The organism is Asticcacaulis sp. MM231 (assembly GCF_964186625.1).
In the GTDB taxonomy this organism is placed as follows: Bacteria; Pseudomonadota; Alphaproteobacteria; order Caulobacterales; family Caulobacteraceae; genus Asticcacaulis.
The window spans coordinates 509953-524860 of the sequence record NZ_OZ075109.1 but is presented as its reverse complement, the minus strand read 5'-3'; the positions used below and the strand labels follow the sequence as shown (position 1 = coordinate 524860).

Here is a 14908-nt window from a genome sequence, read left to right as displayed (position 1 = left end):
CAGACGTCCTGCTCTAGAAGGAGAAGGACACGCCCAGCAGGTATTCCGTGCCAAACTCGTGATGTTCCTTGACGATGGTGTGGCCATCGACCGTCTGAGTCACCACATAAGGCGTATTGGTAAGGTTGTTGGCTTGCAAAGAAATCGCCATGTCTTTCATCGGTCCAGAAGGGATCGTGTAACCTATCTGGGCGTCGACGATTTTTTCCGGCCGGATCGTATCGGTTACGAAACGAAAGGCATTGTGTCGCGTGGCTGTAAAGCCAGAGCGATAACGCTCGCCAATGCGCGCCTGGAAGCCATGATTTTCATAGTAGGCTGTTGCGGTCCATACTTCTCCGGACAGGCCTTCGAGCAAGGTGCCGACCCGGACACCATCGGCATCTGTACTGGCCTTGACCTTGGTCTTGGAAAAGCTGCCGATGAGTTCGAAGCCCTCCAGTGCAGGGTGAAACTGGCCACCGTCGAGCGTGCCACTGAGTTCCCAGCCCTGAACCTTGCCGCCGCTAGTGTTTGTCGGGGTGGTCAAGGTCCCCATATTGCTGGTCGGCGTGATTCCGGAAGGGTTAACAAAGCCGGTGAAATCGTAAGCCACATCCTTGGTGACAATACCTGTCGTGACGTCTTTGATAAAGGCGGCGACCGCGACATAGGCGCCCTTGCCAAAGTATTTTTCTAGCGACACATCGTAGTCGTTCGATTGCCATGGCTTGAGGTTGGGATTGCCGCCTGAGCCATACCATTGATGGTCGGAGGTGTTCACCGATGCCGTGATGCCGGCGCGCATGTCAGCCATATTGGGTCGTGCGACGGCTTTTGCAGCGCCGAAGCGTAGATAGGTTGCATTACCCAACTCGGCTATGAGGTTCAGGCTGGGAAGCACATCTGTATAGTCGGTGCCGCCTTGGATCGGGTTCCGAGCGCCGCTGGCGTCGACATAAAGACCTGTGGCGCTTTGCTTCGCGCTGACGGCCTGGAGGCCAAAATTACCGCGTATGGGAATGGCGCTTTGATAATTGATGTCGAACTTCGCGAAGGCCGTCGTCACCTTTTCGTTGACACCCCAGTTCCACGCCGGACTCTTCGGGTCATTTGGCGATGCGATATAGGCGCCACTGGCCAGGGCCTGTCCGACGTCAAAGCTAATGAGATGCGGCACGCCTGCAAAGCCAAGGTCGACGGACGATTGCAGCAGACCGGAAGGCATTGGCGCGCACACCAAACCGTCGAGGCAGGGGGAGGCGTTCTTGAAGTTGTAGTTCGTGCCGACATAGGTGAGTGTCTTGTCGCGTTCGCCGTAGATCAGGCCACCTTCGAAGGCGCTGATCACGCCCCAGTCGAGGCTGCGTTTGGCCGACAGCCGGGCCGTCGTCATCTTGTCGTCAACCTGCGCCACGGCGCCATAAGCCCCACCGCCCCACCAGGCACCCGCCAGTCGATAGTTGGCACCATTACCGAAGTCAAACGTCGAGGCAACCTTGCCGAAGGCGTCGTAGCCCGTCGGCAGGGCTACAGTGAATGTGATGGGCGTCGTCGGCATGGCGTAGGCTTCCGCCATCCATTCCTTCCGCTTGGCATGTGATACCCCAAGGTCTGCCCGCGCCTTCCACTCACCTAACTCAAAGCTGTTGGTCCAGCTGATGGCATCCACCTGATCGTCGCGATTATCTTTACGCATAGTCAAAATCGGACTGGCATTGGTGACCGTGACACCGGCCGTGCCGATTGTTGCCGAGGGTGTGCTGCCACTCGCCCAATTGGCCAGGACACCCACCAACTCACGGCCGTCCATGCGTTGTTGAAATTTGGAATGGAAGAGATTGACCTGACTTGTGAAGGTGTCGTTGGGCTTGAATTGAACAACGCCCAGCAGACCGTCGCGCACGGTTTTGGTTGATGCCACACCTGTTTCGAAACCATTGAAGGTATAGGCTGTGGTGACGCCGTTGACGCCAAGGTCGTTGCCCGTACCATAGTCCCAAGGGTTGAAGTATTGCTTTTGATTTGGACTGTCGAGGTGGGCATAGCCTATGGCGACACCGATCTTGCCATCGGCAAACTGGTCGATATACGAAAAACTCAGGCGGTTGCCCGTGCTCTTGGTGCCGGGAATCGTGTCGCCGATAGAGTTTGAATCCACCCGTGCGCTGACGTTAATCTTGCGGCCATGGAAATCCAGGGGTTGCAAGGTGCGAATATCGACAGTGCCGGAGAGGCCCATGGTCCCTAATGACGCATCAGGGGTCTTGTAAAGCGTGGCCGAACTTACCAGCTCCGCCGGAAACTGGTCATATTCGAAAGAGCGATCATCGCCGGTACTGACCATTTCCTGGCCATTGAGCAGTGTGACGCCGAACTTTGGCGCCAGACCACGGATCGACAACACCTGAGCGCGTCCGTCGACGCGCTGCGCCGCTACGCCCGGCATACGCGCAAGTGACTCGGCAATACTCAGTCCTGGCAGTTTGCCGATGTCCTCTGCCGTTACGACTTCCACGATCGAGTTGGAGGCTTTCTTGGCTGCGGCCGATTTTTGCAGGCTACGCTTAATGCCCGTTACAACGACTTCCGTCGTAGCGATCTGGGTGTCAGCCATACTGTCGGCACTGGTTGCAGGCTGAGGACCTTCTGCGATAGACGTCGTATTGGACGACGTAGCCTGTACGGCGGTGTATTCTACGGAAGCGACCGGGTTGGTGTCACGAATTGTCAGAATGCCCGAAGCGCTATCAGGTACCCCAACGAGGCCGGTACCAGCCAGAAGCTGCGCCATCCCGGCGGCGACGGTATAGTCCCCTTTCACCTGATTGGTGCGTTTGGTGGCGAGGGTCTTGGCGCTGGCCAGAATCTGCACGCCCGCTTGTTTGCCGAAAAGAGGAAGGCTCCGAGACGCCGGTTGTGCAGCGACATCAAATGTTCTTGTCTGCGCATAGACGGGTGTGCTCCCGATTACGCAAACGATTGCAGCTGTCGAACCGAACAACCATGGCTTCAACCCCACCTTACCCAAAGCCCCCATTGGACTATCTCCTTAATGCCTAAGTGAGCCCTTGCGGCTCTGGGAATGTAGACGGTTGGGTGGAAGGCTTCCGTCAGTTTGGTTATAAAAATTTTATGAATTGGGCTCGTTCAGGTCTCTAATTGGTCTTGCTATGCGTATAACATTACCGTCATCAATTACCCTTGCGCCCAGGAGTGCGGAAACGGCATGGCCAAAGTTGGCCGGCTCGTTGGTGCGAAAGTAACCCACCAGAGGCTCTCGTCCGAGATCGGGGGTGTCGACGACCAGTTTCTTTGTGTTGTAGCGGTTGATCTCCTCAACTGCGAAATCAAGCGTTTCACCGTCGAGCGCCAGTTCGCCGGTACGCCAGGCGAGGGAGCGGTCGATTTCTTGGGAGGCAAGGGTGGGAGCAATTTCGCCGGCATCACTGGAAATAAAGGCTTTTGATCCGGCTTCGATCCTTACAGCCTGGTTCTGCTTGCCAACGACCCAGGTTTCGACAACACCTTCGGTCACCAAGACATCCGCGCTGCTGTTGCGGCGGCGCACCGAAAAGGCTGTACCAATGGCGCGTACCCGCACATCTCCCGCCTTCACGATAAATGGGCGTGTCTTGTCGTGTGCGACTCGAAACCAGGCCTCTCCATCGGACAATTCTACAATGCGTTTGGTTTTTTCGAAACGGACCTCGACCTTGGATGCGGTGTTTATGGTTGCGACTGAGCCATCTGTCAGCGGGACCTGCCGGACTTCGCCTATCTCGGTGACGATCTGTTTGTTTCGCGGCAGCAGCAAGATCAGGCTCGCCGCGGTAGCAGCCGCTGCGGCGCCGGCAACATAACCTAAGAAACCGCGTCGGGTCCTTGGATGGGCGGAATAAGGCTCTGAAGTCGACAAAGCCCGTCCCCGATCAAGGTAGGACAATGTCGCCTGGGCGCGCAGCAAGGCCCCCTGGCGCCGCTCGTCCTCACTCAGCCATGTGTCGAGGGAGGCCTGTTCGGCCGGTTGGAGGGGGGAAGATTTAAGGCGAATGGCCCAATATTCCGCCGAACCGTCTGGTCGTTCATTTTCCATTTGTTTTGACCTCAAACCGGGTCTCCGCTTTTACTGTCGTGGCGCCCCCACCGCCCTTGTCATTGATCTCCAGGCCTTTGAGGATCAGTTTTAATCCCCGTACGGCCTGCATTTCCACTACGTTTTCGGTAACCCCGAGACGCTTGGCTATCTCTTTTTGTGAAAGCCCCTGTATCCGCCGCATTTCAAAAATGGTGCGACACCTGTCGGGCAAGCTCGCGATAAGCGCCCTGACGTTGTCCAGTTCCTGGCGCGCACTCAGCCTTCGTTCAGCGCTAGGGCCGGTATCGCTTAAATTCGCCGCATCAATTTCGGTGAGCTGCCCAATCGGCACGATGCGCGATCTTCGGATTTTTTGAATGAGTACGGACTTGGCCGTCTGGAAAAAATAAGACTTCCCGTCAGAGATGTGCGCAACGCTTTGCAGGCGTGCTATCCTGACATAGGCGTCTTGTATAATGTCGTTGACCTCGTCATCCGATATCCTCATCCCCTTGAGCCATAGGCGCAGTCGTGCCTCATGGGGAACAATATGACTCCCCACCCATGCGACGATCTCGCTGCGGCTCTGTGAAATAGGCATCTCCTGACTAAAACTTGGCGCCAGTCACATCATAGACGGTTATGCCGAGCATTTCCGTGGGCTACGGCAAATTTAATTTTCAGGATCGTGTAAATCGTTCCTGTCGCACCCAAGATCGGTAGAATTTGCTCCCAAGAAAAGGGAAGGGGGGCTTAGTTTCGCGATGACCAACTGAAATGGTGGATCTCAAGGATAAACCATGTTTACAAGGCCTCGCCCAAGATTTTCTTTGAGCCCCTAAGGCGGGGCGCCATAAGACGAGCTGTAAGGAAGCGGCGCTAAAAAGCCAAAGGGGACCTATCTCTCGCTCAATATTTCTCCGATCCAGTTTCGGGATTGTCAACTCAGCACAGAAATTTGTAACATCCTGGACAGGCTGGAAATCGAAATCACCGAAAATGCCCTGGTGCATGATGTCGACGTGGCGCGCCGAACCCTCATCTCGCTGAAAGCCAGAGGGATGACGCTGCCCCTCGACAATTTCGGCACGGGCTCTTCCAGCCTGCAACATCTTCGGTCCCTGCCTTTCGACAAGCTCAAGATCGACCAGTCGTTCGTCATGAGTATGAGCGAGAGCGCGGAAAGCCGGAAGCTGGTCAAGGCCATCATCGCCATGAGCCATAGCCTGAAAGCAACGGCAGAAGGCATCGAAATCCATGCGCACGCGTTGCAACTGACGCAAATAGGCTGCGAAACCAGACTGGGCCACCTGTTTGGCAAGCCGCCTCCCCAAGCGTGTCAGCCCCTTATGGGGTGGCCATCGGGGGGCGTCGAGCAACGCAATTCCCCTTTTGATATTCGACGGACGTCTGTTGGAAGATGTCGAAACGCGAGCATATTTTATGCTTTATGAGGCAATTTGCCTCACGTGACCGTTGCTTTTAACTATCCATTAGGGGTTTTGATAACACCATTATTCATAATGTTGTGTCCTGCGAGAACAGCCTCGCCGATGTAACTCGTATGCAGGTGGTTAAAATGTTTGGTTTTATCAATGACCTTAAGGCTATCGTAGCCGCTATCGACGCCTCGCAAGCGGTCATCGAGTTCACGCCAGACGGGCGTGTGATCAAAGCCAATGCCAACTTTCTCCAGGTTATGGGGTATAGCTTCGATGAGATTGTCGGCAAGCACCATGAAATCTTCTGCGACCAGGCTTTTGTCAGCAGCGACGTCTATCGGCAGTTCTGGCGGAACCTGTCGTCTGGGACGTTTCAATCGGGCGCCTTTAAGCGCGTGGGCCGTGGCGGACGTGTCGTTTGGCTGCAGGCGACCTACAATCCGATCATCGATCGCAAGGGCCTGGTATGTAAGGTTATCAAATTTGCTGCCGACATTACGGAGACGAAGCTGCGGGAACTGGATTCAATCGGCAAGATGGCGGCCATTGACCGCGCTCAAGCCGTCATCGAATTCAGCCCGGATGGAACAGTCCTTGCCGCGAATGAAAACTTTCTGGACGTCCTTGGATATCGTCTGGATGAGATCAAGGGCCATCACCACCAGATGTTCTGCGACCCGACCTATGTGGCCTCTCCAGACTATAAGCGTTTCTGGTCGAGGTTAGCGGCAGGCGAGTTCATTGCCGACGAATTCCGCCGGATCGGCAAAGGCGGTAAGATCGCTTATATCCAGGCGTCCTATAACCCGATTTTCGACGACACGGGCGCCGTCATCAAGGTGGTGAAATTCGCGACCGACGTCACCCCCGGTGTTGAGCGTAGGTTGGCCAATGACACGATCGGTCGGGCCATCGACGGTCAGCTTGGCGATGTGCTCTCCCAGATGGATGGCGCTAATCAAATGGCCTCTGGCGCGTCGAGCGCGTCGACCGAAACCAGCGCCATGGTCAATGCCGTCGCGGCGGCGGCCGAGGAGCTTAGTGCGAGTGTTCGTGAAATCGCCGAAAGCATGACGGCGGCGAAGTCAGGTGTTGAGAGCGTGTTCCGCCATGCTGAGACGGCCAACGGCTCTGCCGCCAGCCTGGCGACATCGGCCGAGTCCATGAACAGTGTAGTGACGTTCATTCAGGACATCGCCTCCCAGATAAATCTCCTGGCGCTGAACGCAACCATAGAGTCGGCCCGCGCCGGAGAAGCCGGTAAAGGCTTTGCGGTTGTGGCCTCCGAGGTCAAGTCACTAGCCAATCAGGCGTCGACCTCTACCAAGACCATTGGCGACGAAATTGCCAGGATCCAATCGATCAGTGGTGAGGTGGCGGCCGCCCTCAACCTCATTTCGGACTCTCTGACCCACGTGCTTGACAGTGTCGGCAATGTTGCCAGCGCGATCGAGGAGCAGCATGCGGTGACGGGTGAGATTTCCTCGAATATGCAATCCGCCGTGTCGGCGATTCAAGACATCGAGAATAGCCTAATCCGGATAACAGGGGCGTTTGGCGCCGTGGTCACCGCGTCAGGGGATGTGAAGATCAATGTCGAACGCCTTGTGGCGTAGGATAGCTACAGCGGGCGCGACCCCGGTGATGTGTTCAGCTGACGCTTTTTTTAGCGAGTAACCCTATGACGAAGACAGTTTTAATCGTGGAAGACAGCCGCGTCCAAGCCCAGGCGATCGGGGCTATGTTTCAGCAACTCGGCTTTCGGACAGACAACGTGGCGTCCCATGCGGAGGCGCGGGAGAAACTGGCTGGAGCGTCTTTCGACCTGCTTTTGCTGGACGTTTTTCTGGCGGAGGATAATTCGCTGGATCACCTCCACGAATATAAGGCGCTTCAGCCCGGGCTGGCGATCGCGGTTATGACCGCCGGTGATTTTAAGGAAAGTGACAGCATCGCTAAGGCGATCAATCGCGCGCGCAGGTCCCATGTCGACTACGTCCTCGCCAAACCTTTCAAGCTCATTGATGTCGAGCACATCAGCAAGGAACTGGAAAGCCGGCAGGTCGACGCTATGATCAGTATTGAGTTTGGCACGGTTTTTCTTCAATAAATCATCTGATATAAGTGACTATATCAGAGGTGTCGAATGCTAAAAATCGTTCTGCTGGGGGTGTCCCTGATGTCTGAACCTGCTCTCCCGAACTGGATGGCCGGGCATTGGCTCCAATGTACGCCGGGGCGCGAGGTGTCAGAAACCTGGACGGACGCGCGAGGCGATGTTTTGCTGGGCATGAGCAAGACGCTTGGTCGTCGCACAAGCTGGGAATTTTCGAGAATTGGCCGAGGGTCTGAGGGGATTAGTTTTTTTGCCTATCCATCCAACCAGCGTCCTGCAGAGTTTCGCGCCATTGAGAATGCCGATCTTCGGATTGTGTTTGAGAACACCGGGCATGATTTCCCTAACCGTATAACTTATCGGCGGGAGGCTGATCATCTGATTGCCCGCATTGAAGGCACGGTCGATGGTAAGCCTCGGTCGAGTGAATGGACCTACACGCTCTCACCGCTCAAGGCTCTTTGTCCTTTGTAGAGGCTCCGGGGCCCAGAAGGATTAAACCGCGGGGGGCGCGTGCGCCTGATGCTCATTACGTAAATCTTGCCACTCATGCATCACTGCGACTTTGTGACACCAACCTTACGAAGTCATCGCCCTATTGCGACCGGAGCGTCGACGGGATGTAGGAATTGATCAAGTGCACCCTGCTGACCCGTGATTGTTCGACTATCTTATGCGCCGCAATTCCGAGCGTATGGAAGGCGCCAAAGCCCTCTCAAAAGCCGTTAATGTGCATCTATTTTTTGGATTTGATTACAGACAAACCGAAATCCCGGCATTGGCCTATCCTGCAACCCATCAGATAGGATCCACGTCATGTCTATAAGATCAATCCTGTGCGTTTACAGCGGCAACGCCGATGAAGCGAATGCACTGACTACGGCCTTCAATCTTACGCACACGGTCAAGGGCAGCCTTCGGGTTTTACATCTCGCCGAGCCCCCCCTACTTTATGCGGCGACAATTGGCGCCGGTTATGCCTCAGGTCAGTATCGAGATGGGGCCGCAGTCAAAATCCTGGAACAAAGCGCCCGCGAATTGACCGAGACGGCCCTTAAATCCGTCACGAGCCTTTCACAGGCCCATTCTGTTGAGCTTGTCGAAGATAGTGTCAAGGCGGTGGCAGGCCTTGCACAGGCAAGTTTTCGAACCTTGGTCGGGACGACGGCGGAGTGCCTGCCAAAGGACGGGCGTTCCGTAGATATAATTGTGGTAGGCTCTGATAACAGCTCTGACGGCAATCTTGAAACCGTGTTGACGGCCCTGTTTAAGACGGGCAGCCCGGTTTTGGCCATTCCCAGATTGCTCGGAGCCGCCCTGTCAACGACGGGTTTCGCGCGCAAGGTTGCGATAGCCTGGGACGGTAGCTTGACAGCATCACGCGCCCTTCGAGCCGCCCTGCCTTACCTTTTGCAGGCTGAAAGCGTCTACTTGGTCAGTATCGAGGGTATGAGCGATCCTGTCGATACGATGGGTGACGCCGATATCGTCCGCTATCTGGCGGTTCACGGAATTTCTGCCGAGTTCATTCACTGTGAGCGCGTCGCGCACGGTATAGGCCACATTTTGCTCGAAAAGGCTAACGACCTGAAGGCGGATATGTTGGTAATGGGGGCTTATGGCCACGGTCATTTGGGCGAGATGATTTTAGGAGGTGTGAGCAATCACCTTCTAAAGCACTCGCGAATTCCGCTTCTCCTTGCCCATTAAGAATTGGTTTGTCGATTATCACCAAAAACATGGGATAATCGCGAGGGCGCGCTTTCCTCTATAAAAGCATTCGGCAACTTGGCTTGAGGCGTTTCTCTCCGATCATAAGATGAAATACGGGATCACGACGCGGTGTCAGTCCCAGCGTCAAAAGAAGAGCAACGTGTTTGATTATATCTGCTTAGAAGTCTCTTTGGAAGAGACGGGAATATCGATTAGAGCCCTCGCAAGCGTTTGATCTCAATCAAGGCCTTGTCGCATTTTTAGCGCTGGCGCCCAGAAGCGGCTAGCGGGTTGCACTTAAGTGTCTTCCTGACGTCGCGAAGGGGGTACTGATTGTTCGCATAATCTAAACGGCCGGAAAGCCTGAACGTTTTGTGTGCATATCTGGGCGACATTGAGATGCGCGAAGCCACTCGTCGACCAAGCAAGCCGTGGTAGAGCCGGGTCGCAACCTGTGCGGCGGGTTGATGTACAGCTTCCAGTTTCGTCGCGAACAGCCTGAACAAAAGCTGTTCATCGCAAGATGAGCAATTTTTTCTACGTCTTACTGTCACAAACACCTTGAACACGTTCCATTTAATGTTACGATATAACATATCGAAAAACGTATGGAGCTCCTCATGTTACCTGTAACCGTTTTATCCGGCTTCCTGGGGGCTGGGAAGACGACCTTGCTGAATCATGTGCTGCGCAATCGTGAGGGGTTGCGCGTGGCGGTGATCGTCAACGACATGAGCGAGGTCAATATAGACGCCGCCCTGGTAAAGGGAGGAGATGCCAATCTGTCGCGGACCCAGGAAAAGCTCGTCGAGATGTCGAACGGCTGCATCTGTTGTACCTTGCGCGAGGATCTTCTGGAAGAAGTGCGCGATTTGGCTCAGTCTGGTCGGTTTGACTATCTGCTTATCGAAGGCACGGGGATTGCCGAGCCGTTGCCGGTGGCTGCGACCTTCGATTTTGTAGAAGAGAGCGGGGCAACGTTGAAGGACTTCGCGCGCCTCGACACGATGGTCACGGTCGTTGATACCTTTAACTTCCACCGGGACTATGCCTCGCGCGATTTTCTCGCCGACCGAGGTGAAAGCCTGGGCGAGGATGACAACCGCACCGTCGTCAACCTCTTGGTGGAGCAGATCGAGTTTGCCGATGTCATCATCCTCAATAAGCTCGACCTGGTAACGTCCGAAGAGGCCCGCACAGTCGAGGGTATATGCCGGTCTTTCAACCCGCTTGCCAAAATCCTGCGGGCAGAGAAGGGGGTGGTACCTCTGACCGAAATACTTAACACGGGCCTGTTCGATATGGAGCGCGCGCAGACGGCAGCCGGGTGGCGTCAGGCGTTGGAATTCAACAATGTACCCGAAACCGAAGAATATGGCGTATCGAGCTTTGTCTATCGTGCCCGTAAACCGTTCCATCCCGCCCGGATCAAGGCTGTGTTCGACAGGGAGTGGCCGGGCGTTTGGCGTTCCAAAGGTTTCTTCTGGCTTGCATCGCGTATGGACTATGTCGGGACGTGGTCACAGGCAGGCGCTGTCGCGATCAATGAGTGGGGTGGATACTGGTGGGCGGCCGTGCCGGCGAAACGCCGTCCGACCGATCCGGAAAGCCGCTCGTTCATCGATACCATGTGGCGTGCACCATATGGGGACCGCCGTCAGGAAATCGTCATCATCGGCAGCGGTATGGACAAGGATAAGATAGAGGCAATGCTCGACGCGGCGCTGTTGACCTCGCACGAAATGCGGCGCGGCGAGAAGTGGTGGGCTAGGCTTCCCGATCCGTTCCCGAAATGGGGACCGCGGCGCGATGCCGCCTGAATATACGCAAGGAATGGCCAATGGACTGGGGCGCTATCGAGCGCTTCACTCCCAGAGCTTTTAAAATCGCCGGGGCGTACTGAGTGTCGGGTTACCGTTGTTGCCGAAGCCTTTGTAGAGGGGCTCACGTGACGGAATTGTCTCCGGAATAAATCGCTCATACCGTGCCGCAAGCCGACGTCGCCCACAGGCTTGGTGTCACCGAAATTGCTGCTTTCAGTATACTTCTGTACGCCTGTCAACGACAAACGATAAAAGCGTAATAGTTGTATAGGGTTATGGAGCTTATTCAGGCGTTCTAGGCGGCTGCCAGGCTCTAAGTGTGGGTTAGGCTTATCGGAGGCCGGAGTAGGACAAGAAGGAAGCGCCATCCCCGTCTGTCGTCAGCGGGACTTCAGACGTCCATTGGGGATCAAAGCCCTTCTGGCAAGCCACAGCCGAAGGCCGCCCGAAATAATAGCCCTGAAACTTGTCAACGCCGATGTCGTACAGGGCTTTTGCCTGCTCAAGCGTTTCGACGCCTTCGGCGATCACCTCAAAACCAAATCGCCGCGCGATCATGACCGCGCTTTCGACGATGACACGGCCCTGGCCATTGACATCATTGACAAAGTGGCGGTCGATCTTGACACCGGTCACAGGGAATTTGTGCAGACGTGAGAGGGATGAATAGCCGGTGCCGAAGTCATCAATTTGGATCTCGACGCCGAGTTCGCGCAGGTTTTTTACGCAGCCCAGAACCTGTTCGAGATGCTCATCATCGAAAAGGGATTCGGTGACTTCGATCTCAAGGCGCGACGGGCTGAGGCCAGTCCGGTTCAGTATCTGAACGACCTTGAGATCAAAATGGCCGTGAAGCAGTTGTTTGATGGACGCATTTACCGCAATCTTAACGCCTGCGCCGTCCTGCCCCCAATTGACGGCATCTGTGCAGGCACGCTCTAACGCCCAGTCGCCCAAGGCCACGATCCTGTCGGTATCTTCTGCCAGTTTTATGAATTCATCGGGGCTTATGGCGCCCAGAACAGGATGCTTCCAGCGAGCGAGCGCTTCCTGGGCCACCACGCGACCCGTTTTGGCGCTGATGAGCGGCTGATACACCAGACTGAGTTCATCCTTACCGATGGCCTCACCCAAAGCGCGGCTCAGATCGTATCTGCGGCGCTGAATTTCCGCGTAGGTTTCGCTATAGGCAAGGGCGCGTCCGCGCTCAGTGCGCTTGACCTCGGTCACCGCTAGATCCGCAGCGTGAATGACGTCTGTAAAGGACTTGTCGTCATCCGGGTAGAGCGCCAACCCGATGCTGACGCCCAATTTGATGGTTTCGCCGTTGAGCGTAAAGGGCAGGCTGACCGCCTCGATTATCTGATCAGAGAGGCTATGAACCCGGCCGGGTGCTTCGACTGTGCGGGGGACGGCCACGATAAATTCGTCGCCCCCCCAGCGGGCCAGTATGGCGTCCGGCGGCAACTGGGTTTTGATCTGCTCTGCCACGCTGACCAGAACGCGGTCCCCGATGTCGTGTCCCAGGGCATCATTGATCTGCTTGAAGCGATCGAGATCCAGAAACATGACGGCGACGGATAAGTTGTTATGGTCTTTTATAAAGGCCCTGGCCCACTCCATCAGTCCGCGCCGGTTGGGCAATTGTGTGAGAGCGTCCAGATGCGCGATCTCTTTCAAGGCGCGAGTGCGGTCGATGATTTTTGTTTCGAGCGTGCCATTGAGATCCTTAAGATCTGCAATCAACTTGATGTTTTCATGCTGCAAATTCAGGCTTTGGCGCAGAATGGCGTTGTTGTTGTTGTGGCTCACAAGCATCACAACCCAGAAGACAAGACCAAGCGCCGCAATAGCGATATCGACGGGGCTGAAGATAGCGAGCGCCAAAGACCCCGAGAGCAGCAATATGCTGATGTAGCATCGGCCCTCATATTTCAAGGCAGCGGTGACCCCGGTGGCCCCGCCCGCCAGGGCGGAAACGATGATAATCAGGGTATATTTTGCCACGCACCCTTCATGCTGTGCCTCGCCGTCAATCACCGCGCAGGCAAGAACAGCCCACAGAACGGCCGAGGCACATAACCATACGCCATAATTTTGTTGCCAATACGCAATCTGCGCCGGGGCGCCGACCGCGCCCGATGTCAGGGCGGATCTGTATTTCCACCAGTCAAAGAGCCGAATAGCGGTCAAGACCAGCATCAAGACGAGCCAACCCCATGCAAGCTGGTAGCCTTCTCCCAGCACAGTCCAGGTCGCCCCAAAGGCGGCCGCCATGTTCACGCACAGCATGGGCGGTATATTTTTATAGGCGGCTTCTATCAGCTTGGCCTGAAGGGGGAGGTCTCTCTTGATATCTGAAGTCATATCAATGCTGCCACCTTGGCGGCTTCATTTTATCCGGCAAAACAGGCGCGATGAAAGTCATAATTGGCAATTTTAGTATCCGGTAAAACTTCAGGGTGGCTGTCGCCATGCGAATATTCACGATCAAATCCTGGCCTGGCCGATATCGCCCCGACGGTTTTACAAGGCTTGCGCTTGGCGAGACGAACCTGTGAACCATGTTACGCCAATTTCACTAACGCTCAGTTTACAAAAGAAATGTTCGTGTGAGCTGGGTTTCATCGGTTTGGCGAAGGCCTTGCAAATCGAGGCCTTGAGAGGCGTTGCAAACTGTTGCAACGGCGTAAAGCAACCATACACCTCGCTTTGCAACACCTTACCGTCTTCTCCATGCCGGGGAAGTGCGAAAGTCTGGCGTCCTGTACTCATCTCTCAATCAGGGGTCTATTGGATGCTTCAAAATTTCTCACGATCAAAACTGGCGCTTGCTCTTGTCGCCACGACGGCTGTGGGCCTATCGCCGGAACTGGCGGCGGCTCAGTCCGCGGCGGATAGCCATGCTTGGTTCCGTGTCGAAGGGTTTGCCGGGACAACAACGGACACACGCCCCCTTGGCAAGCGGGAGACAAAAGATAGCAAAGGCCTTCTGCCTTCCTTAAGCTTCTCTTACGGTGAAACCTTCAAGGGACAGGTTGATCTCTTGGCGGCTGAACATGCCGGCGACAGCACGGTCGCCGGCGCAGCACATCTGGGTTTCAAAGCTTCCGCGCACACCACATTGGGCGTCTACGCCTCAAAAACCCATGTTAAAACGCCGGTAAAACTAAACAGCGAGCGCGTGGGGCTCGAACTTGTCTATCAGGGCGATAAGACCGCTTTCACCTGGGTCGCCGGTCATGAAAAGGTGGGTGCCGCGACGGTTATCGCCGGTACGATTCCAGGTTACACGGTGGTCGATACCTATGGTGCCAAGGATGGCTTTTTCAGCCTGGCTGACGTTACCTACTATCCGCGGCCCAACTGGGCGCTGACGCTTGGTCATCGTTATGGCAGCGGACGTCATGGCGGTGTGGCGGGTGTTGAGCGTGCCTATAAGTGGCAATCCTCGACGGTCTCTGTGTTTGCTGAGGGGCGTTTCGGTGACAAGGCCTATAGCGGCGCATGGGTGGGGCTGCGCGTGCGTTTTGGCGGCGATGGCGGGTCGCTCAAGGCCATTCGCGATCAGGAAACCTACACCAACCATCTGAAGGACGATATGTATGGCATCGGTCATTCACGTCGCCGCACCGATGTTGCCTTGCCGCCGCCGCCGCCGGAAGATGACGATAATGACTGCGTTTGCGGTGCCTGCTACGCTCAGTAAGCCTGTGGCGACTGAACATGGCCAGTCTCCCAGCGTGGCGGAGTTTTG

General features: G+C 55.6%; 10 protein-coding genes and 1 pseudogene. 7 read left to right on the top strand and 4 right to left on the bottom strand.

Annotation, left to right across the window (positions count from 1 at the left end):
* Positions 1–13: 13 nt before the first annotated feature.
* The 3 genes from ABQ278_RS19035 to ABQ278_RS19025 form a co-directional block, all read right to left on the bottom strand.
* Positions 14–2854, bottom strand: coding sequence for a TonB-dependent receptor (locus ABQ278_RS19035; protein WP_349322597.1), 2841 nt, complete (start codon positions 2852–2854; stop codon positions 14–16).
* Between the two features lie 258 nt (positions 2855–3112).
* Positions 3113–4075: a FecR domain-containing protein gene (locus ABQ278_RS19030; RefSeq protein WP_349322596.1), complete on the bottom strand. Its 963-nt coding sequence runs from the start codon at positions 4073–4075 to the stop codon at positions 3113–3115.
* Positions 4065–4658, bottom strand: coding sequence for a sigma-70 family RNA polymerase sigma factor (locus tag ABQ278_RS19025; protein ID WP_349322595.1), 594 nt, complete (start codon positions 4656–4658; stop codon positions 4065–4067). The genes ABQ278_RS19030 and ABQ278_RS19025 overlap by 11 nt, the downstream gene beginning before the upstream one ends.
* A 298-nt stretch (positions 4659–4956) precedes the next feature.
* On the opposite strand from ABQ278_RS19025, the pseudogene ABQ278_RS19020 reads away from it, so the two are divergent.
* The 6 genes and pseudogenes from ABQ278_RS19020 to zigA form a co-directional block, all read left to right on the top strand.
* Positions 4957–5511 (top strand): annotated as a pseudogene (locus ABQ278_RS19020) (EAL domain-containing protein); the annotation flags it as partial.
* A 125-nt stretch (positions 5512–5636) separates the two neighbouring features.
* Positions 5637–7115 (top strand): PAS domain-containing methyl-accepting chemotaxis protein, encoded by a 1479-nt coding sequence (locus tag ABQ278_RS19015; RefSeq protein ID WP_349322594.1) that lies wholly within the window; start codon positions 5637–5639, stop codon positions 7113–7115.
* Positions 7116–7180: 65 nt separating this feature from the next.
* The gene (locus ABQ278_RS19010) at positions 7181–7609 is read left to right on the top strand and encodes a response regulator (protein WP_349322593.1); all 429 of its coding nucleotides are present in this window, start codon (positions 7181–7183) and stop codon (positions 7607–7609) included.
* A gap of 69 nt (positions 7610–7678) precedes the next feature.
* On the top strand, positions 7679–8089 hold the full coding sequence (locus ABQ278_RS19005) for a DUF6265 family protein (RefSeq protein ID WP_349322592.1): 411 nt from the start codon (positions 7679–7681) through the stop codon (positions 8087–8089).
* A 342-nt stretch (positions 8090–8431) separates the two neighbouring features.
* Positions 8432–9325, top strand: a complete 894-nt coding sequence (locus tag ABQ278_RS19000; protein WP_349322591.1) for a universal stress protein — start codon at positions 8432–8434, stop codon at positions 9323–9325.
* Between the two features lie 623 nt (positions 9326–9948).
* On the top strand, positions 9949–11148 hold the full coding sequence (gene zigA, locus ABQ278_RS18995; protein WP_349322590.1) for a zinc metallochaperone GTPase ZigA: 1200 nt from the start codon (positions 9949–9951) through the stop codon (positions 11146–11148).
* A gap of 333 nt (positions 11149–11481) precedes the next feature.
* Here zigA and ABQ278_RS18990 read toward each other — a convergent pair whose 3' ends face one another.
* A complete protein-coding gene (locus tag ABQ278_RS18990) occupies positions 11482–13428 on the bottom strand; it encodes an EAL domain-containing protein (protein WP_349322589.1) in 1947 nt (648 codons plus the stop codon).
* A gap of 520 nt (positions 13429–13948) precedes the next feature.
* Between ABQ278_RS18990 and ABQ278_RS18985 the strand changes: the two genes are divergently transcribed.
* Positions 13949–14860 carry a hypothetical protein gene (locus tag ABQ278_RS18985; protein ID WP_349322588.1) on the top strand — a complete coding sequence of 304 codons (912 nt, stop codon included), beginning with the start codon at positions 13949–13951 and terminating at the stop codon, positions 14858–14860.
* The last annotated feature ends 48 nt before the right edge of the window (positions 14861–14908 follow it).

Coding starts and splice junctions, on each gene's coding strand:
- ABQ278_RS19030 (WP_349322596.1), bottom strand. CDS start 4,075: ATGGAAAATGAACGACCAGACGGTTCGGCGGAATATTGGGCCATTCGC.
- ABQ278_RS19015 (WP_349322594.1), top strand. CDS start 5,637: ATGTTTGGTTTTATCAATGACCTTAAGGCTATCGTAGCCGCTATCGAC.
- ABQ278_RS18985 (WP_349322588.1), top strand. CDS start 13,949: ATGCTTCAAAATTTCTCACGATCAAAACTGGCGCTTGCTCTTGTCGCC.
- zigA (WP_349322590.1), top strand. CDS start 9,949: ATGTTACCTGTAACCGTTTTATCCGGCTTCCTGGGGGCTGGGAAGACG.
- ABQ278_RS18990 (WP_349322589.1), bottom strand. CDS start 13,428: ATGGCGGCCGCCTTTGGGGCGACCTGGACTGTGCTGGGAGAAGGCTAC.
- ABQ278_RS19000 (WP_349322591.1), top strand. CDS start 8,432: ATGTCTATAAGATCAATCCTGTGCGTTTACAGCGGCAACGCCGATGAA.
- ABQ278_RS19010 (WP_349322593.1), top strand. CDS start 7,181: ATGACGAAGACAGTTTTAATCGTGGAAGACAGCCGCGTCCAAGCCCAG.
- ABQ278_RS19025 (WP_349322595.1), bottom strand. CDS start 4,658: ATGCCTATTTCACAGAGCCGCAGCGAGATCGTCGCATGGGTGGGGAGT.
- ABQ278_RS19005 (WP_349322592.1), top strand. CDS start 7,679: ATGTCTGAACCTGCTCTCCCGAACTGGATGGCCGGGCATTGGCTCCAA.